Origin of the sequence: Luteibacter rhizovicinus DSM 16549 (genome assembly GCF_001887595.1) — a bacterium.
Taxonomy (GTDB): Bacteria; Pseudomonadota; Gammaproteobacteria; order Xanthomonadales; family Rhodanobacteraceae; genus Luteibacter; species Luteibacter rhizovicinus.
Genome location: NZ_CP017480.1, coordinates 1,580,360 through 1,599,561 on the forward strand (window position 1 = coordinate 1,580,360; position 19,202 = coordinate 1,599,561).

15 protein-coding genes are annotated in these 19,202 nt (G+C 63.1%); 6 read left to right on the forward strand and 9 right to left on the reverse strand.

Annotation, left to right across the window (positions count from 1 at the left end; all coding sequences use genetic code 11):
• The first annotated feature begins 82 nt into the window (after positions 1–82).
• Positions 83–694 carry a TetR/AcrR family transcriptional regulator gene (locus BJI69_RS07190; RefSeq protein ID WP_078023091.1) on the forward strand — a complete coding sequence of 204 codons (612 nt, stop codon included), beginning with the start codon at positions 83–85 and terminating at the stop codon, positions 692–694.
• Complete coding sequence (mug, locus tag BJI69_RS07195) at positions 691–1,239, forward strand: G/U mismatch-specific DNA glycosylase (RefSeq protein ID WP_046965925.1); 549 nt, start codon at positions 691–693, stop codon at positions 1,237–1,239. Before BJI69_RS07190 ends, mug begins: the two co-directional genes overlap by 4 nt.
• 81 nt (positions 1,240–1,320) lie before the next feature.
• Here mug and BJI69_RS07200 read toward each other — a convergent pair whose 3' ends face one another.
• Together BJI69_RS07200 and BJI69_RS07205 are read right to left on the reverse strand one after the other, a co-directional pair.
• Positions 1,321–2,985, reverse strand: a complete 1,665-nt coding sequence (locus BJI69_RS07200) for an MFS transporter (RefSeq protein WP_046965944.1) — start codon at positions 2,983–2,985, stop codon at positions 1,321–1,323.
• Positions 2,986–2,997: 12 nt separating this feature from the next.
• On the reverse strand, positions 2,998–4,488 hold the full coding sequence (locus BJI69_RS07205) for a hypothetical protein (RefSeq protein ID WP_046965945.1): 1,491 nt from the start codon (positions 4,486–4,488) through the stop codon (positions 2,998–3,000).
• Between the two features lie 167 nt (positions 4,489–4,655).
• Here BJI69_RS07205 and acs point away from each other — a divergent pair, with 167 nt between their 5' ends.
• Entirely contained in the window at positions 4,656–6,596 is a 1,941-nt protein-coding gene (acs, locus tag BJI69_RS07210) for an acetate--CoA ligase (RefSeq protein ID WP_046965926.1), read from the forward strand.
• A 6-nt stretch (positions 6,597–6,602) separates the two neighbouring features.
• Complete coding sequence (locus BJI69_RS07215) at positions 6,603–7,271, forward strand: response regulator transcription factor (protein WP_046965927.1); 669 nt, start codon at positions 6,603–6,605, stop codon at positions 7,269–7,271.
• Between the two features lie 8 nt (positions 7,272–7,279).
• On the opposite strand, the gene BJI69_RS07220 is transcribed toward BJI69_RS07215, so the two are convergent.
• Complete coding sequence (locus BJI69_RS07220; protein WP_046965928.1) at positions 7,280–10,765, reverse strand: hybrid sensor histidine kinase/response regulator; 3,486 nt, start codon at positions 10,763–10,765, stop codon at positions 7,280–7,282.
• Between the two features lie 62 nt (positions 10,766–10,827).
• On the opposite strand from BJI69_RS07220, the gene BJI69_RS07225 reads away from it, so the two are divergent.
• Both BJI69_RS07225 and BJI69_RS07230 read left to right on the forward strand, forming a co-directional pair.
• Entirely contained in the window at positions 10,828–11,457 is a 630-nt protein-coding gene (locus BJI69_RS07225) for a 4'-phosphopantetheinyl transferase family protein (RefSeq protein ID WP_046965929.1), read from the forward strand.
• 147 nt (positions 11,458–11,604) lie between these two features.
• Complete coding sequence (locus BJI69_RS07230) at positions 11,605–12,348, forward strand: pyridoxine 5'-phosphate synthase (protein WP_046965930.1); 744 nt, start codon at positions 11,605–11,607, stop codon at positions 12,346–12,348.
• A 184-nt stretch (positions 12,349–12,532) separates the two neighbouring features.
• On the opposite strand, the gene BJI69_RS07235 is transcribed toward BJI69_RS07230, so the two are convergent.
• The 6 genes from BJI69_RS07235 to gyrB all read right to left on the reverse strand — a co-directional run bounded on the left by BJI69_RS07235 (position 12,533) and on the right by gyrB (position 19,136).
• On the reverse strand, positions 12,533–12,940 hold the full coding sequence (locus BJI69_RS07235) for an ExbD/TolR family protein (protein ID WP_046969084.1): 408 nt from the start codon (positions 12,938–12,940) through the stop codon (positions 12,533–12,535).
• A gap of 5 nt (positions 12,941–12,945) precedes the next feature.
• Positions 12,946–13,359, reverse strand: a complete 414-nt coding sequence (locus BJI69_RS07240) for an ExbD/TolR family protein (protein WP_046969085.1) — start codon at positions 13,357–13,359, stop codon at positions 12,946–12,948.
• A gap of 11 nt (positions 13,360–13,370) precedes the next feature.
• Entirely contained in the window at positions 13,371–14,141 is a 771-nt protein-coding gene (locus tag BJI69_RS07245; protein ID WP_046969086.1) for a MotA/TolQ/ExbB proton channel family protein, read from the reverse strand.
• Positions 14,142–14,194: 53 nt separating this feature from the next.
• On the reverse strand, positions 14,195–14,857 hold the full coding sequence (locus tag BJI69_RS07250; RefSeq protein WP_071924901.1) for an energy transducer TonB: 663 nt from the start codon (positions 14,855–14,857) through the stop codon (positions 14,195–14,197).
• Between the two features lie 197 nt (positions 14,858–15,054).
• A complete protein-coding gene (locus BJI69_RS07255) occupies positions 15,055–16,368 on the reverse strand; it encodes a tetratricopeptide repeat protein (RefSeq protein WP_244465279.1) in 1,314 nt (437 codons plus the stop codon).
• A gap of 326 nt (positions 16,369–16,694) precedes the next feature.
• Positions 16,695–19,136 (reverse strand): DNA topoisomerase (ATP-hydrolyzing) subunit B, encoded by a 2,442-nt coding sequence (gene gyrB, locus BJI69_RS07260; protein WP_046968129.1) that lies wholly within the window; start codon positions 19,134–19,136, stop codon positions 16,695–16,697.
• Between the last annotated feature and the right edge of the window lie 66 nt (positions 19,137–19,202).

Sequence of the window (19,202 nt, forward strand, 5' to 3'; positions counted from 1 at the left end):
GGGGAATTGAATTTTGTACCGTTTCGTATAATATGTTTGGGCAGACCCGACTTCAAGGGTTTTTATGCATGGCGGTACAAAAATGGAAACGAACGAGAAACGCCCGCGCGGCCGGCCCCGGGCCTATGAGCCTGACGTCGCCCTGCGCCGCGCCGCGGATGCTTTCTGGAAAACCGGCTATGCCGGCACCTCCCTGGACGACCTTTCGGCGGCAACCGGCATGAACCGGCCGAGCCTTCGCGCCGCCTTTGGCGACAAGCACACGATCTACATCCGGGCGCTCGAGGATTACTGGGGGCTCAAGTTCGCGACGATGGGCGTCGCACTGTCGAGTGCTGGCGCCCTCCCCGAGGTGCTCATGCGGGTGTACGACGCGGCGCTGGACATCTACTTCTCTGGTGACGAGCACGTGCGCGGCTGCTTCGTCGTCGGTACGGCGATCACCGAGGCACTCGGCGATCCGGAGATTCAGGACATCGTCACCCGTGGCTTTCGCAAGCTCGACGCCGACTTCGAAACGCGGCTGCGTGAGGCGCGTGATGCCGGTGAGTTGAAGAAGGATGCGGACGTGGAGGCGCTCGCCATGCTGGTCTCCGCGACCATGCACACGATCGCCATGCGCGCCCGCGCGGGTGCTCCGCGTGACGAGTTGAGGAAGCTCGCGGTAAAGGCCGTCGGCGTCATCTGCGGATGAATACCGGCCTGCCCGATGTCATCGCCGGGCGGTTATCCGTTTTGTTCTGCGGGATCAACCCCGGGTTGGCGGCCGCTGCGTCGGGGCATCACTTCGAAGGGCGCGGGAACCGGTTCTGGCGGGTGATCTACCTGGCCGGCTTCACCGCGGAGGAGCTCCGGCCGCAGGACGCCCGGCGGATCCTCGACTATGGCTGCGGACTCACCACGGTGGTCGAAAGACCGACCGCAGGCGCCGATGAGTTATCGAAGCAGGACTTCGTCGAGGCGGCGGCCGGCTTCGAAACGAAAGTCGCGACCTATGCGCCACGCTTCGTCGCCTTTCTCGGTAAGGCCGGCTACGCCGCGCTCACCGGAGCACGCGAGATATCGTGGGGGCGCCAGGCAACGGCGTTGCAAGGCGCCACGGTGTGGGTGCTACCCAATCCCAGCGGGCGGAATCGGGCTTTCTCGCTTGAACAACTCGTCGATGCCTATCGCGAATTGTTTGTAGCGGCTCATGTGGGAGCCGCTTCAGCGGCGAGCTCTTCCTTCGATGCTGACTGAGGCCAGCAACCTGGGAGGAGCGCTGCTTCGCAGCGCGGGTTATTTACCATTCGCCGATGAATCGGCTCCTACATGTCTTGATTAATGCTCCAGCGGGACATCCTTGGTTTCGCGGACGAAGAACAAGCCGATCACGACGGTCATCAAGGCCACGACGACCGGATACCAGAGGCCGTAGTAGATGTCGCCCTTCCAGGCGACCAGCATGAAGCCGATGGTCGGCACGAAACCGCCGAACCAGCCGTTGCCGATGTGATACGGCAGACTCATCGAGGTGTAGCGGATACGCGTCGGGAACATCTCCACCAGCCACGCGGCGATCGGGCCGTAGACCATCGTCACGTAGAGTACGAGGATGGCCAGCAGCACGATGAGCATGGGGTAGTTGGACTGGCTCGGGTCGGCTTTCTCCGGATAGCCTGCGGTCTTGACCTGTGCCGCGATCTTTCCGGTGAACTCCTTGCCCTTGGCGGTGAAGTCCGCTTTCTCCAGACCGGCGCCTTCGAACGACTCGATCACCTCGTCACCGATCTTCACCGTGGCCAGCGTACCGGCCGGCGCGGAGGCATTGGTATACGGGATACCCTTCTTCGCCAGCACGCTCTTGGCGACATCGCAGGAGCTGGTGAAGGTCTTCTTGCCGACCGGATCGAACTGGAAGGAGCAGGCATTCGGATCGGCGGTGACCACCACCGGCGCCGTCGCAGCGGCCGCTTCGATCGCCGGGTTACCGAAGTGCGTAAGACCCTTGAAGATCGGGAACATCGTCAGTGCCGCCAACAGGCAGCCGGCCAGCACGACCGGCTTACGGCCCACCTTGTCGGACAACCAACCGAAGAACACGAAGAAGGGCGTACCGATCAGCAGCGCTGCGGCGATCAACAGGTTCGCTGTCGTGCCGTCGATCTTCAGGCTCTGGGTGAGGAAGTACAGCGAGTAGAACTGCCCCGTGTACCAGACCACCGCCTGCCCGGCCGTGGCGCCCAGCAGGGCGAGAATCACCAGACGCAGGTTCTTCCACTGGCCGAAGGCTTCGGTCAGCGGCGCCTTGGACTGCTTGCCCTCGGCCTTCATCTGCTGGAACACCGGCGACTCGTGCAGTTGCAGTCGGATGTAGACCGACACGCCCACGAGCACGGCGGAGATCAGGAACGGGATACGCCAACCCCAGGCTTCGAAGCTTTCGGTGCCCAGGCCCAGGCGCGTGCCCAGGATCACCAGCAGCGAGAGGAACAGGCCGAAGGTCGCCGTGATCTGGATGAAGCTCGTATACAGGCCCCGCTTGCCTTGAGGTGCATGCTCCGCGACATACGTCGCCGCACCACCGTACTCGCCGCCGAGCGCCAGTCCCTGTAACAGACGGAGGGCGATCAGGAGCACCGGCGCGAGGACACCCATCGTCGAGTAACCGGGTAACACGCCGACCAGGAAGGTCGAGGTACCCATGATGATGATGGTGATCAGGAACGTGTACTTGCGGCCGATCAGGTCGCCCACGCGTCCGAACACGATGGCACCGAAGGGACGCACGGCGAAACCGGCGGCGAAGGCGAGCAGCGCGAAGATGAACTGGCTGGTCTCGTTCAGGCCGGTGAAGAACTGCTTGCCGATGATCGCGGCAAGCGAGCCGTAAAGGTAGAAGTCATACCACTCGAAAACCGTGCCCAGGCTCGACGCGAGGATCACGCGTCTGTGACTGGTTCCGATGCTGCCGTCGGCACGAAGGCCGCTAGCCGTAGTCGCCATGTCGCTCTCCAATCAGAACCGGTACATACCGTTGAGGGTGAGTTCGTTACCCGAGGTCTTTTCGCGGCCAAGGCCGTTGACGGTGGTCGAGTCGAGGTTGGAGTGGATCAATTCCAGGCTGAAATCGAACGGTCCCGTGGTGTATTGCAGGCTGCCCGCCGTCTGGCGGTTCTTCAGCAGGCCGACGGTGTTGGCGGCACGCCAGCGCAACACGTCGTTCGTGTTGGGCTTGGCCATCGAGGCGAAGCCATACAAGGTCCAGTGCGAGTCGAACTTGTAACCGGCCTGCAGGTAACCACCCTTCTCCTTGATGTCGCCGAACTGCGAGAGGTTGCCGAAGATCTCGCCGATCGCGTTGCCGGAGTACACCGCCGTCTTCAGGATGAACTGACCGGGCGTCCACATGCCGCCGAGTTCGACGGCCGTGCTGGAGAGGTTCTTCTTGATCGGCGTCGGGGTATTGCCCTCGACACCGCTGAGGTCGATCTTGCTGTAATGACCGGCGAGGAACGCGGCCCAGTTGCCGCCCTTGGCGGTCAGGCGTGCTTCGAACTGCGGCCTGAAGCCCGCATTGCCCTGGGTAAGGAAGTTGTTCGTATCGGTCCCGCCGGCACGACCGTTCCAGGTGCCCTGCAAGGCCGCGATATCCAGCCGCCACTTGGTCCCTTCGGCGCCGTGGTTGAGATCCTGCATGAAGATCGCGCCCGGGAAGCGCCAGCCGATCACGCCGCTGCCGTAACCCAGCGGGAAGGCGATATGCGAGAGCGACTGCGGGATGTAATCCAGCGGGAACATCAGGTCCCACATCTGGCCGACGCGGATCGTCGTGCCGGAGTTGGGATTGCTTATATCGAAGTACGCCTGACGCAGCCGCTGCTCGGGCTGCGAACCCGCGTAGGCACCCGTGCCGTTGAAACCGCCGAAGAAGTCCATCTCGATGCGACCGCTGCCGTTCCAGTTCTCGTTGAACTTGGCACCGGCGAAGTCGAGCCAGAAGCGCGTGTTGCGGACGTCGACGCCGCTGACCCGGCCATTGGCATGGCCGGCGCCATCCGACGGAATCGGGTATTCGGCGTTCTGGCCGTTACCGTAGGTGTAGGCCCGATTCTGGCTGAAGGCGCTGACGTCGATGAAACCGTGCAGGGCCAGCGAGACACCCGGCGCGGTGCCGGTGCTGAAGGCTGGCTTCGCCGGTACGGTCGCGACGACCTTCTCGACCTTGCTGACCTTTTCGTCGGTCGCCTGGGCCTGGGTCTGCGCGGCCTGGGCCGTGGACGTGGCCTGCGTGGTCGCGGCCTTCTGCTCCTGGATCATCGCCTTGAGCTCGGCGAGCTGCTGCTCGAGCGAGTTCACGCGGGCTTCGAGTTCCGCCTCGTGACTTGTCGTCTTTTTCGATTTCGACTGGGCGTGGGCCATATCCGGCAATGCGGCCATCGGCAGCATCAAGGCGCAGGCGACACTCAGGGCGATGGCCTTGCGGCCACCGGAACGGTTCGTCTTCATCATGGTCTCCCCAACCATTGGCGAGCCGAGCATGTGACACCCGGGCCCGGGCATCCATTCGCCAAAGGTCGAACCTCGACCAAAGTCGTAGCAGGGTCGCCATCTTATGTTGCGCCGCGACGTTACACTTCGTGGCATAGCCACAAGCCAATCTGCAGGAAGAACGCATGTCCGATATCCACCCGGTCGATCCCGCCTTTGCCGCCAGGGCGCATATCCGCAAGGACGACTACCAGCGCATGTATGCCCGGTCCGTCGAGGATCCCGAGGGCTTCTGGAAAGACATGAGCGGCCGGCTCGATTGGGTCACGCCGCCGACGAAGATCAAGAACGTCTCGTACGACCCCAAGGACCTGTACATCAAGTGGTATGAGGACGGCACCCTCAACGTGGCCGCCAACTGCCTGGACCGTCACCTGGAGAAGCGCGGCGACAAGACCGCGATCATCTTCGAGGGCGACGACCCCAACGAGTCGCGCAGCCTGACCTACCGCGAGCTCCACCGCGAGGTCTGCAAGTTCGCCAACACGCTGAAGAACCTCGGCGTGGCCAAGGGCGATCGCGTCATCGTCTACTTGCCGATGATCCCGGAGGCCGCGGTGGCCATGCTGGCCTGCGCACGCATCGGCGCCATCCATTCGGTCGTCTTCGGCGGCTTCTCGCCGGACTCGCTCGCCGGCCGCATCGCGGATTCCGGCGCCAAGCTGGTGATTACTGCCGACGAAGGCTGCCGCGGCGGCAAGAAAATCCCGCTCAAGGCCAACGTGGACGAGTCGCTCACCCGTCCGCATACCAACAGTGTGGAGACGGTCATCGTCGTTCGCCGGACGGGTGGTGCGATCAACCTGCAGTCTCCGCGTGACCGCTGGTACCACACCTTGATGGAAGGGCAGTCCACGGACTGCCTGCCGGAGGCGATGAACGCGGAGGATCCGCTGTTCACGCTCTACACCTCGGGCTCCACGGGCCTGCCAAAGGGCGTGCTGCACACCAGTGGCGGCTATCTCGTCTATGCGAGCATGACCCACGAGCTGATTTTCGACGTCCGCGAAGACGACGTTTACTGGTGCACGGCCGACGTGGGCTGGATCACCGGCCACAGCTACGTGGTCTACGGGCCGCTCGCCAACGGCGCGACCGTGGTGATGTTCGATGGCGTGCCCAACTATCCGGATTTCAGCCGCTTCTGGCAGGTCGTCGACAAGCACCAGGTCACCCTGTTCTACACGGCACCGACCGCCATCCGCGCGCTCATGCGCGAGGGCGAGGAACCGGTGAAGAAGACCTCGCGCAAGTCCCTGCGCCTGCTCGGCACGGTCGGCGAGCCGATCAACCCCGAAGCCTGGAACTGGTATTACCGCGTGGTGGGCGACGAACGCTGCCCGATCGTCGACACCTGGTGGCAGACCGAAACCGGCGGCATCCTCATCACGCCGCTACCCGGTGCGACCGACCTGAAACCGGGCTCGGCGACACTGCCGTTCTTCGGCATCACGCCCGCCATCGTGGATACCGATGGCAAGCCGCAGGAAGGCGCATGCAGCGGCAATCTGGTCATCACCGATTCCTGGCCCGGCCAGATGCGCACGGTGTATGGCGATCACCAGCGCTTCGTCGATACCTACTTCAAGACCTATCCGGGTAACTACTTCACGGGTGACGGCGCACGTCGCGACGAAGACGGCTACTACTGGATCACCGGCCGCGTGGACGATGTGATCAACGTCTCGGGTCATCGCATCGGTACGGCCGAAGTGGAAAGTGCACTGGTCGCCAATCACAAGGTGGCCGAAGCCGCCGTGGTCGGCTGCCACCACGACATCAAGGGCCAGGGCATCTACGCCTATGTCACCCTGGTCGCGGGCGAGACCGGCAGCGAGGAGCTGCGCAAAGAACTCATCGCCGGCGTACGCAAGGAAATCGGTCCGATCGCCGTACCGGATTTCCTGCAGTGGGCACCGGGTTTACCGAAGACACGTTCGGGCAAGATCATGCGTCGCATCCTGCGCAAGATTGCCGAGAACCAGCCCGACCAGCTGGGCGACATCTCGACGCTCGCCGATCCTTCGGTGGTGAAGAGCCTGGTGGAAGAACGACTGATCAAGTAGCACTCCATGTCCGATGTCCTGATCGCCGACGACCATCCGCTGTTCCGTGACGCCTTGCAGCGTGCGGTCCTGGCAGCGTTGCCTGATGCCACGGTGCACACGGCGGACAGCGTGCCGGCCTTGTTTGCCCTGATTGAATCGCTGCCCGACGCCGACCTGCTATTGATGGACCTGCATATGCCGGGTGCGCGCGGCTACTCCGCGCTCGCCCACATACGCGGCCAGTATCCCGGCCTGCCCACCATTGTGGTCTCCGGCCACGAGGAGGCGCAGGTGGCCCGGCGCGCGTTAGCGCATGGCGCCTCCGCGTACATTCCAAAGTCGGCGGCGGTGGACGATATCGTCGAGGCCGTGCGGGCCGTGCTCGATGGCGACGTGTGGCTTCCGCACAAGCTGGTCGGCGGCAGCGTCGAGCTGAAACCCGACGAGGCAGCCGTGGCAGCACGCGTTGCCTCGCTCACGCCGCAACAATTCCGCGTGCTCAACATGATCGCCGAAGGCCTCCTCAACAAGCAGATCGCCTACGAACTCACGGTGTCTGAAGCGACGGTCAAGGCACACATGACCGCGATCATGCGCAAGCTCGGCGTGTCGAACCGAACCCAGGTGGCGCTCGCCGCAAGTCATCTCGACGTGGAGAGGGAAGCGTTTCCCAACAACGCCCCGGAAGCCTGACGGCTCTGTCAGGCCGCGTTTGTCCCGGCGCGTTTCACCAACGCAACCAGGAGAGCACGAAGCGCCGCCGGGCGCACCGGCTTGTGCAGCAAGGGATAACCCAACGCTCGCGCGCGCTGCTTCAGTTCCGTGCTTCCATCCGCCGTGACCATCGCTGCCGGCGGTAGCGTTCCGAGCTTTTCACCGAGGACGCGCAGTGCGGCCAGACCATCCATGTCGTCGCTCAAATGGTAGTCGGCGAGGATCAGGTCGACGTGCGTGGTCGACAAGGTGTGCAACGCACCGTCGACATCGATGGCCACGCGGCAGTCCACGCCCCAGCGACCCAACAACGCCTTCATGCCCTCGAGAATGGTTTCATCGTTGTCGATGCAGAGGACGGTCAACGGCAATTGTTCACCGCCACCGGGACGCGCCATCGCCGGCGCGCGCTTGCGCGATACCTGCGCTGTGCGCGGCACCGAAATACTGAAGCAGCTTCCGCGACCGACGCGCGATTGCAGGGCCAGGCGATGATGAAGAATGCCGGCCAGACGATCGCAGATGGAGAGTCCCAACCCGAGTCCTTTCTCACCCCAGGGTGACGGACGCTCCAGTCGCTGGAACTCGCCGAAGACGCGCACCTGCTGTTCGTTCGCTATCCCGGGTCCTGTATCCCACACTTCGATGCGGATCTCGTCGCCGTGCCGGCGCGCGCCCAACAGCACACCACCGACGCGCGTGTAGCGCAGGGCGTTGGACAGGAAGTTGGCAACGATACGGCGAAGTAACTGCGCATCGGAACGTACCGACAGGGTCGTCGGCACGACATGCAGGCTCAGTCCGCGTTGCTCGGCGACCACGGCGAATTGCTGTCGCAGCGAATCGAACAGGTCGGCGAGCGCGAACGGCGCGACCTCCGGGCGATAACTTCCCGCGTCCAGTCGCGACACGTCGAGTAGCGCATCCAGCAAATCTTCAGCTGCACGAAACGAGGCATCGATACGTTCGGCGAGCTGCGCCACATCGCTGTCGAGGCCGGGATGCTGACGCAGGGCGGAGGTGAACAGGCGCGCGGCGTTGAGCGGTTGCAGCAGGTCGTGACTGGCAGCGGCGAGGAATCGCGTCTTCGACGCGTTCGCGGCTTCGGCCTCGCGGCGGGCGATCGCCGTCGCGGTCAAAGCCTCGGACAGTTCGGCCGTGCGCACTTCGACGCGTTGCTCGAGCGTCTCGTTGGCATCGATCAGTGCCTGTTCGACCGACTTGTATGCGGTGACATCGGTGAACGTCGTGACGAAGCCACCGCCCGGCAGCGCACGTCCACGCATTTCAATCACGGTGCCGTCGGGTCGAATGCGCTGAAAAACATGCGGCGACCCAGCGCGCATGTAGCGGATACGCTTGCCGACGTGCTCGTCCACTTCGCCCGGACCGCATTCACCGTGTTCGGCATTCCAGCGGATCAGGTCCGCGACGGGGAGACCGACATAGACCATGCCTTCCGGATAATCGAACAACTCGACATAGCGTCGGTTCCAGGCGACCAGCCGCATCTCGCCATCGACCACGCTGATGCCTTGCGACACATTCTCGAGCGTGGTCGACAGGAGCTCGCGATTGAAGCGCAGCTCCTGGGACGCTTCGTCCATCAAGGCCATTGCCTCGGCGATATCCAGACCGGTGCCTGACAAGGCGCCCATCAGGATGCGCCGGGCGCTCGCCGCACCGACCGCGCTGGCCAGCAGGCGCTCGGTGAACTGGATCAACGGCCGGTCTGCCGAATCCGTCGGTGTCAGCGTAACGCCGTGACGTTCGCCGTACTCGTTGAACGCACGGGCGGTGACCCGCTCGCCGACGATACGGCCGGCGATCGTCCCCAGGTCCCGCACGGTAACGCGACCTTTCCAGTCGCCTGCGCCCGTGACGCTGCGCACGTAGGGGTCGACGAACAGGGCGGCATGCAGACGCTCGGCGACGCTTGGCCTGAAACGTAGCGAGATGAAGACCAGGCATGAAACATTGAACAGCAGGGACCAGAAGGTGCCGTGAGTGACCGGTTCCCAACCACTGAGGTGGAAGAGTTCGTTCGGCTTGAGCCAGCTCATGCCAAAGGGCCCGTTATCGACCCAGCCGCTACGCATCCATCCTGCACGCGTCATCGCGGGGAACAGGAGCGTGTATGCCCAGACGACGAATCCGGCCAGCAGTCCGACGTAGACGCCGACGCGACTCGCGCCACGCCAATACAAGGCCGACACGATCGCCGGCGCGAATTGCGCCACCGCGGCGAAGGAGAGCAGGCCGGTCGCAGCGAGATTCTCGGCGTTGGCGATGATGCGGTAGTAGACGTAGGCGAGCGCGGCGAGGACGACGATGGAGACGCGACGGACGAGAAGCACGATGCCGGAGAGATCGCCGCGCCGCTCGAGATCGAATCGACGGATGCGCAGCAACGCCGGCATGACCAGGTCGTTGCTTATCATCGTCGCCAGCGCGACCGCTGCGACGATCACCATGCCGGTGGCTGCGGAGAAGCCGCCGACAAACGCGAGGAGGGCGATGCCGCTGTCGCCCAGCGCGATGGGCAGGTTCAATACCCATGCGTCGACGTGAGCGTTGGTCACCTGGGGAAGGCTGAGACCGGCGCTGACGATGGGAAGGACGGCTGCCGAAATCAACACCATATAGAGCGGGAACAACCAGCGCGCCTTGCGCAGGTCGCGCGGATCTTCGCACTCGACCACGCCGATCTGGAACTGCCGGGGGAGACAGAACATCGCGCAGAACGCGAGCAGGGTCTGCGCGACGAAGCCGGGCGGCATGCTGCCTTTTTCGATCTGCAGCACGGGCGCATGCAGGGTCTGCGCGATGCCCGGCCCGTGCAGATAGGCATAGACACCGATGGCGACGAAGGCGAGCAGTTTGACCAGCGACTCCACCGCCACGGCGAGCATCAGGCCGTGATGGTGCTCGGTCGCATCGATGTTGCGCGTGCCGAACAGGATCGCAAACACGGCGAGCAGGGCGGCGCACCATAGCGCCGTGTCGCCGAACCACCAGGCCGAGTTGCCCGCGCCGAGCACGGCGAAGGACATGGCCACCGCTTTGAATTGCAACGCGATGTACGGAATGATCGCGACAACGGCGATGATCGCGACGAGGGCCGCGAGGCCATGCGACTTGCCGAAGCGCGCCGCGATGAAATCGGCAATGGACGTGATGTTGCGTTGTCGGGCAACCAGCACCAGGCGCTCGAGCAAGCCGAAGCCGAAGACGAACAGCAGCAACGGACCGAGATAGATCGGCAGGTAAGCCAGGCCCGATCGCGCCGCCGTGCCCACGGCGCCATAGAACGTCCATGAGGAACAATAGACGGCCAGGGCGAGGCTATAGACGAGCGGCCGCAACCTGGGCTGGCGAGGGTAGAGCGGCCGACGGTCGCCAACATAGGCAATAGCGAACAACATGCCGACATAGGCAAGCGCGACCAGCAGCAAAAGCCAGCCTGCGATCACGATGAGTGCTCCGCGTTCTGTACGACCCTGATTCTAGGGCCTCGCGCGAATAGAATGCGCAAATGACTTCGACCCTTGCCGATGTGCCACCGCTCGCCGATGACGAGATCCATGTCTGGCAGACCGCGTGGAGCGCCGACCGCGGCGAGCTGCCCTTCACATCCCTGCTGGCGGCGTATGCCGGCCCGGGCGCGCCCGCGGTGGTGCGTGGCGAACACGGGAAGCCGCATTTCCCGGGTGCCTTCGGCAGCCTTGGGTTCAACTGGTCCCACAGTGGCGAGAGGGCGTTGTTCGCCGTGGGCCGCGGTCGGGAAGGCTTCGAGATCGGTGTGGACGTCGAGCGCGTTCGGCCCAGGCCACGGGCGCTTGAGCTGGCGACACGCTTCTTTGCCCCCGACGAAACGGCCATGTTGGCATCGTTGCCGGAGGCGCTTCGACTGCGCGCCTTCCTCCGTTTGTGGACCGCCAAGGAAGCCGTATTGAAGGCTAACGGCGGCGGCCTGTCATACGGACTGCATCGCGTGGCTTTTAGGCTGGACGACGCATCGGTGGTACCGGTCGCTTTCGAGGGTGAGATCGGACCGGCTTCCGCGTGGGGGATCGATGCCCTCGATATGGGGGACGATTGTCTTGCCGCGGTGGCATGGCGCGGAAGTGAGCGCAGGATCCGCGTCTTCACATATGCGCTTTGAACCTTTTCTCATCGAGATGTGTCTGATGTTCTGTGAGTGCGCGTGTGTGTGTGTGAGCCGTGCGCCAGATGGAGTGGGCGCGTTATGCTGGGACGACAGTCATTACGCACGTCGCGATGGCGACGTGCGTTTTTTTATGGATAAACGATGACCCTACTCAGCGTAAACCTGAACAAGATCGCCGTCCTGCGCAACTCGCGCGGCGGCCACGAGCCGGACATCGCGACGGCCGCCAACACCTGTATCGACGCCGGTTGCGGTGGGCTCACCGTCCACCCGCGCCCCGACATGCGCCACGTCACGCCGTCGGATGTTCGTACCCTGGCTGGCTTGTTGCGCGGCCGTGTCGAATACAACATCGAAGGCAATCCGTTTGCCGGTCCGCGCGGTGCCTATCCCGGCCTGATCGAACTGGCGCGCGAGGTGCGGCCGACGCAGGTCACGCTCGTCCCCGACGGCGACGGGCAGATCACCTCCGATCACGGCTTCGACCTGACCAGGGACATCGAGACGCTCAAGCCGGTGGTCGCGGCGTTTCGCGAACTCGGGTGCCGTGTCAGCGTCTTCGTCGACGCCGGCGGCGAGGGTTTTGCCGAGGCTGCCGCGATCGGTGTCCAACGCATCGAGCTTTACACCGGCCCCTATGCTGAAGCTTTCGCGGAAGGCGACGCGCGCAAGGAGCTCGCGTCGTTCGCAGACACCGCGCAGAGAGCGCAGAGGGCAGGCGTGGCGGTCAACGCCGGTCACGACCTGAGCCAGGCGAACCTCGGTACGTTCAAGTCGGCGATTCCCGGCCTGGCTGAGGTATCGATTGGGCACGCGCTGATCAGCGAGGCGCTGTACGAAGGCCTGTCGAAGACCGTCAAGAACTACCTCGACATCCTGTCCTAAGGCGCCGCCTGCCGTTGTAGGAGCCGATTCATCGGCGATCCCGCGGCAGCGGGCCAGGGTGAGGCAAGCACCCGATCGCCGATGAATCGGCTCCCACAGAAAGCAGGGTTTCCGCCCCCCAGTTAGCGGACATAAAAAAACCCCGCCGAAGCGGGGTTTTTCAGTTCTTACCGGACGACCGCCATCAGTTCGAGTTAACGAAACCGATCTTGGTCAGGCCCTGGCCCTTGGCGTCGGAAAGCACGCGTGCCACGACCTCGTACTGAGCCGCGTCATCCGCATCGATCTGCAGTTCCGGCTGGTTCGACTGCTGGGCGATCACCGCGATCTGAGCCTTGAGGCCCAGTTCGTCAACCGGCGTATCGTTCCAATAGAGCGAGCCATCCTGGCGAATCTGCAAACGGACGGGATCCGGCGGATTCTCTGGGTTGACGACGTTCGGATTCGGCTGCGGAAGATCGATCTTGATCTTATGCGACAGCATCGGAGCCGTAATCATGAAGATGATGAGGAGCACCAGCATGACGTCGACGAGCGGCGTCACGTTGATGTCGGCCATCGGGCCACCAGAGTTGCCTGAGGAGAATGCCATGTTCGTTACTCCTTGCCGGTCGACATAAAGCCGACGTGGACCATGCCGGCATCCTTGGCATCGCCAAGGACCTTCTTCACCACTCTGTATTCCGTGGTGCGGTCTGCACGGATCTGGAGCTCCGGCTGCGGCGACTTCGCCGCCGCAACCGCGAACTGTGCCTTCAGCTCAGCCTCGCTGACTTCGCCGTCATTGAGGAAGTACGTACCGTCCGGCTTGATCGCGAGATCCATCGGATCGACCGGGGTGTCATCCTTAACATTCGGATTAGCCTTCGGCAGATCGATCTGGACCTTATGGGACATCAGGGGAGCCGTGATCATGAAGATGATCAGCAGAACCAGCATCACGTCGACGAGCGGCGTGACGTTGATTTCCGACATCGGGCCGCCGCTGTTGCCCCCGCTACTCATAGCCATGGGTCAATTCCTCACTTCTTGACGGAGACGACCGGACCGGTGCCTTCGACGCGGGCACCCGTGGCGAAGAAGTCGTGCAGGTCGTGCGCGAATTCGTCGAACTGGGCGTAGGTCAGGCGGTTCGAGCGCATGAAGAAGTTGTACGCAAGCACGGCCGGGATAGCGGTGAACAGACCGAACGCGGTCATGATCAGAGCTTCACCGACGGGACCGGCGACCTTATCCATCGACGCGGAACCGGAAGCGGCAATACCGATAAGTGCGTGGTAGATACCCCACACCGTACCGAGAAGACCGATGAACGGTGCCGACGAACCGACCGTAGCGAGCAGGGTCAGGCCGCCTTCCAGACGCAGGCTCTCACGAGCAACGGCCTGGCGAAGGGCGCGATCGATGAATTCCGAACGCGACAGGGTCTCGGCGAGGCGACCACCGGCAGCTGCCTGGTGGTGAGCGACGGCCGAAGCGGCGTCGAGAGCGATCTTCGAGAACGGTTCGCCCTTCGGCTGCTCTTCGAGCACACGAATGGCTTCCTGCGTCGACGAGGTGTTCCAGAAACCCTGGATAACCTTGTCGGCGCGCGAACGCACCATGCTGTTACGGATGAAGTTGGCGACGATGAAGTACCACGAGAGCACCGACATCGCGATCAGTACCACGAACACAATCCAACCGAGGAAGTCGAAGTTGTGGATCAGGTGGTCGAAGCCCATCTGCTTGAGGGCGTCGGCATTGGAGTTTTGACCTGGATTAGCAGGCTGAGCGGAGGTGTCTTGCAACATAACGCTACCCTTGGGAAGTCAAGCGTGAACTTAATAGCTGTAAGCGAGGAGACTTACAGCTGGTTTAGGTTGAACGTAACGGGGACACGTGCATAGCCTTCGACGGCAGCACCGCCTCGCTTGCCCGGGTTGAATTTCCAATTCCTGGCGGCGTCTTCTGCTGCCTTGTCCAATTCGCGGAAACCGCTCGACTGGTCAACCTTGATGTCCTTCGGCGAACCGTCGACACCTACGAGGACCAGAAGTACCACAGTACCTTCATGCCGCTGACGAACCGCCTGCGGCGGATACTTCGGCGGGTTGCGCTGACGGTACGACAGATTTTCGCTCGGCGCGATATCCGCCGGCGGTGCTGGCGGCGCGGGAGGTGCCGGCGGCGGAGCCGGAACAGGATTCGAACTCGCCTCGTCTACTGCCGGCGGCGGTGGAGCCGGCGGCGGAGGTGTCGGGGGCGGCTTCGAAATCTGCACGATTTTCGGCGGCGGCTGCTTGGGGGGCTCCGGCGGCGGCGGCGGGGGGGGCGGGGGCGGCGGCGGCGGTTCAATAAAGTCGACCTGAACTACCTTCTCTTTCTGCTTTTCCTGCGACTTCGGCGGCGCCATGGGCGCTACCAGCAGCAGGAAGGCGAACGAGTGCAGAGCGATGGCGACTGCCAACGCGCTGGTGCGCCCCCAACTAAACGGCGCTTGGCCGGTTGATTCGTTACTTGAGGCCATCAGTCACTATCAAGAGCTAATCAAGCGGAAGTGAACCCGCACTGCTCTTCCGGCGCTCGGCGATTGACATTGCCGAAAGCGCTGGTTTCTGCAAGCGGAAAGATAAGCAAATTACACCAGCATATGGCATTTGTATAGCACCTGAAGGGAAGAATCGTGGCAGTGCCAAACCATCCCTTCCGGTACTTTACAAACGCTTACTTAGTGTTCTCTGCCTTGCTCAACCAGGCGTTGGCCTTGGCAGACGTTTCAGGATCCTGAGCCGCGAGCTTCATGTCCGCGATAGCACCCTGCTTGTTCTTCTGACCACGCTTGGCTTCCGCGCGCACCATATAGGCCTGGCCTTTATGCTGAACGCCCTTGCTGATGGCATCTGTCGCCGACTTTTCAGCGGCGCCGTATTGATTCTTCTGGAGCTGGAGGCGCGCCACGCTGAGCGAGACGTCGCCGTTGGTCGCGAGTGGTGCTGCCTTCTGGTAAGCCGCGAGAGCGCCGCTCTCGTCGCCACCGGTGATGGCGGCATCACCCTGGAGCTTGTAGACCTCGGCGGAGGGCTTGACCACACCCTTCGACAGACCGTCTTCGAGGACGGCGACCGCCTTCTTGGCGTTGCCTTCCTGACGCTCGCTGTGTTCCTGGCCGTCGATCAGGTAGACCTTGGCGAGGTTCACGTAGAGCTTGGCGCCGTTTTCGTCGGCGTGGAATGCGCCGGCGGCGCGACCCTTCTCGAGCAGGGCGATCGCCTCGGGGTACTTCTGTGCCTGGATCAGCGCCGAAGCAGCGTTCTGCATCGCCGTCGGGTCGTTCGGGTTCTTCGCCAGTTCGGCCGAAGCGAGCTCGGCGGCCTTGTCGCCCTGGCCGGTCTCTGCATAGCTGGACGTGAGGATCTGGTCCCACGAGCCCTGCGGCTTCGCGTCCGGCATCGACTTCGCCTTGGTGATGGCGGCGATCGCTTCCGGATACTTCTCGAGGCGGTAATCGATGTTGCCCTCGAGACCGTAGGAGTCGGCCGTTTCCTTCTTACCCTGGTCGCGCCATTCATGCAGCGACTGCAGGGCCGGAGCGTACTGCTCGTCGGCGACGAGGAACTGCGTGTACATGTACTTCAGCTGGAAGTACGTGTCGTTCGGCATGACGCCGATGTCGAGCGCCTGCTTGAGCGTGGTGATCGCGCCCTTGATGTCGCCGTCGTTGTATTTCATGTTGGCGATGCCCTGGAGGGCGAGCGCCTGGGCGTACTTGCTGCTGGTAGCCGTACCGTCGGCAAGCGGCTGCAGGATCTGCAGTGCCTTGTCCTTCTCGCCGTTGTTGGCGGCGTCGAGGCCTTCGTTCAGCGCCTTCTGGTCCTTGTCGCTCTTCAGATCGAGCTTGGGTTCCGTCCGGGTGGCGTTCGGATACAGCGCTTCTTTCTTATCCTTGGGTGCGGCGTCTTTCGCGACGACAGCGCCACTGGCAAGGGAAAGGGCGATCGCAGTAGCGAGCACCATCTTGATCAAGGAACCCTGTTTCATTGACTGACCTCGGCTGAAGGAGTCGTCGCACAGTGACGTGCTCCGGGGGACTACAGAGGTTAACCCGATTCTATTCCTAAGAACAAGTCGCAGTGCCGCAAAAATGGTGAGTCAAAACAATGACTTGTTATATGAACGTTGGCGCTGACGAAATTAGGCCAACTTTCGGCCCTTGAAAACGCTGTTTTCATCCCACCTCATAGGAGGTTGGGCCGGAGAGACAACAGGTTCAATTCGCGGGCGTATGGAGCAAAAAAAAGCGCCCGGAGCATCGCTGCCGCCGGGCGCTTCGAGACGCGTGAATCGGTATGAGCGTCGCCTCGACGTCAGACGTCGAGGTTGGCAACCTTCAGCGCGTTCGATTCGATGAACTCGCGACGCGGTTCGACCGCCTCGCCCATCAGCATCGAGAACATCTGGTCCGCGGCGACGGCGTCTTCGACACCGACCTGGAGCATGCGACGGGTTTCCGGATTCACCGTGGTTTCCCACAGCTGCTCCGGATTCATTTCGCCCAGGCCCTTGAAGCGCTGGATGGTCCGGCCCTTCTTCGCTTCGTCCAGCAGCCAGGTGCGGATGTCGGCGAAGTTGAGGACGCCTCGCGAACCGTTGCCGCGACGAACCACGGCGCCCGGCTGCAGGCGGAGTTCCGCCAGCTGCTGCGAGATGGCCAGTATCGAACGGAACTCGATGCCGCCGAAGAAGGCCTGCGGCATGATCCAGGTGTGGCTCAGGCCGTGCTGCATGCGTTCGACTTCGATCGCCGCACCCTGCTCGTTCAGTGCCGGGCGGAAGCGCAATGTGTAGGTCGGCTTGCCGAGCCCGCTCGCGCTCAGGCGCTTGGCCAGACCGTCGAGCCAACCCTGCATCAGACCCGCGTCCGTCCACACCGCGTCGACCATCGGCGCGTGCTCGAGCATCGCGGTCAGCGAGGCCACGTCGAAGCGATGGCTCAGGCGGGCAATCTGGTCGAGCGCCGTCTGGTAGTCGTGCAGCAGCTTTTCGAGGGCTTCGCCGCCGATGCCCGGGGCGCCCTCTTCCGGCGTCAGCGACGCGTTGTCGACGGCGCTGGAGATCAGGTAGTCATTCAGGACGGCATCGTCCTTGATGTACATCTCCTGCTTGCCCTGCTTCACCTTGTACAGCGGCGGGAGGCCGATGTAGACGTGGCCGCGCTGGATCAGCTCGGGCATTTGGCGGTAGAAGAAGGTGAGCAGCAGCGTACGAATGTGGGATCCGTCCACGTCCGCATCGGTCATGATGATGATGCGGTGGTAGCGCAGCTTGTCCGGGTTGTATTCGTCCTTGCCGATACCCGTACCGAGCGCGGTGATCAGCGTGCCGACTTCGGCCGACGAGATCATCTTGTCGAAGCGCGCCTTCTCCACGTTGAGGATCTTGCCCTTCAACGGCAGCACGGCCTGGGTCCGGCGGTTGCGGCCCTGCTTGGCCGAGCCACCTGCGGAGTCACCCTCGACCAGGAACAGTTCGGACAGCGCCGGATCCTTCTCCTGGCAGTCGGCGAGCTTGCCCGGCAGGCCGGCGATATCCAGCGCGCCCTTGCGGCGGGTCATTTCGCGAGCCTTGCGCGCCGCGTCGCGGGCGCGTGCCGCGTCGACGGCCTTGCCAGCAATGGCCTTGCTCTCGCCCGGATGCTCGAGGAGGAAGGTGGCCAGCTTGTCGTTGATGACCTGCTCGACCGCCGTCTTCACCTCGCTGGAGACCAGCTTATCCTTGGTCTGCGAGGAGAACTTCGGGTCAGGCACCTTCACCGACAGCACGGCAATCATGCCTTCGCGCATGTCGTCGCCGGACAGGGCGACCTTGGCGTTCTTGGCCAGGCCTTCCTTCTCGATGTAGTTCTGCAGCGTGCGCGTCAGGGCGGCGCGGAAGCCGGTGAGATGGGTGCCACCGTCGCGCTGTGGGATGTTGTTGGTGAAGCAGAACATCGTTTCCTGGTACGCGTCCGTCCACTGCATGGCCACTTCGACCACGATCCCTTCGCTCTCGGAGCTGAAGCTGATCACGTTCGGGTGCAGCGGATTCTTCAACTGGGACAGGTGCTGCACGAAGGACTTGATGCCGCCTTCGTAGGCGAAGATGTCCTTGCGCTCATTGCGCTCGTCCACCAGCTCGATCGTGACGCCCGAGTTGAGGAAGGCCAGTTCGCGCAGGCGCTTCGCCAGGATGTCGTAATGGAACTCGATGTTGTTGGTGAAGGTCTGCGGACTGGGCAGGAACCGGACCATCGTGCCGCGACGATTGGTGTCGCCAAACACGGCGATCGGGGCGATCGGGTCGCCGTGGGCATATTCCTGGCGATTTTCCTTGCCGTCGCGCCAGATGGTCAGCCACAGCTTTTCGCTGAGCGCGTTGACCACGGAGACGCCGACGCCATGGAGGCCGCCCGAGACCTTGTACGAGTTCGCATCGAACTTGCCGCCGGCGTGGAGCACGGTCATGACGACTTCCGCCGTCGACCTGCCCTCTTCCGGGTGGGTTTCCACCGGAATGCCGCGACCGTTGTCGGCCACGCTGACCGAACCGTCCTGGTGGATGATGACCGTGACGTAGTCGCAGTAACCGGCCAGGGCTTCGTCGATCGCGTTGTCGACGACTTCGAAGACCATGTGGTGCAGACCGGTGCCATCGTCGGTGTCGCCGATGTACATGCCTGGGCGCTTACGAACGGCGTCCAGGCCCTTGAGGACCTTGATGCTGCCGGAATCGTAGGCGTTCGAATTGGTCGGATCGAGAGGTTCGTTCATGCGATGCCTGGTGGTGGCGCAGGTTTCGGTCCCGGGCGATGCGCAATGGCTCGGGACAGTCGATCG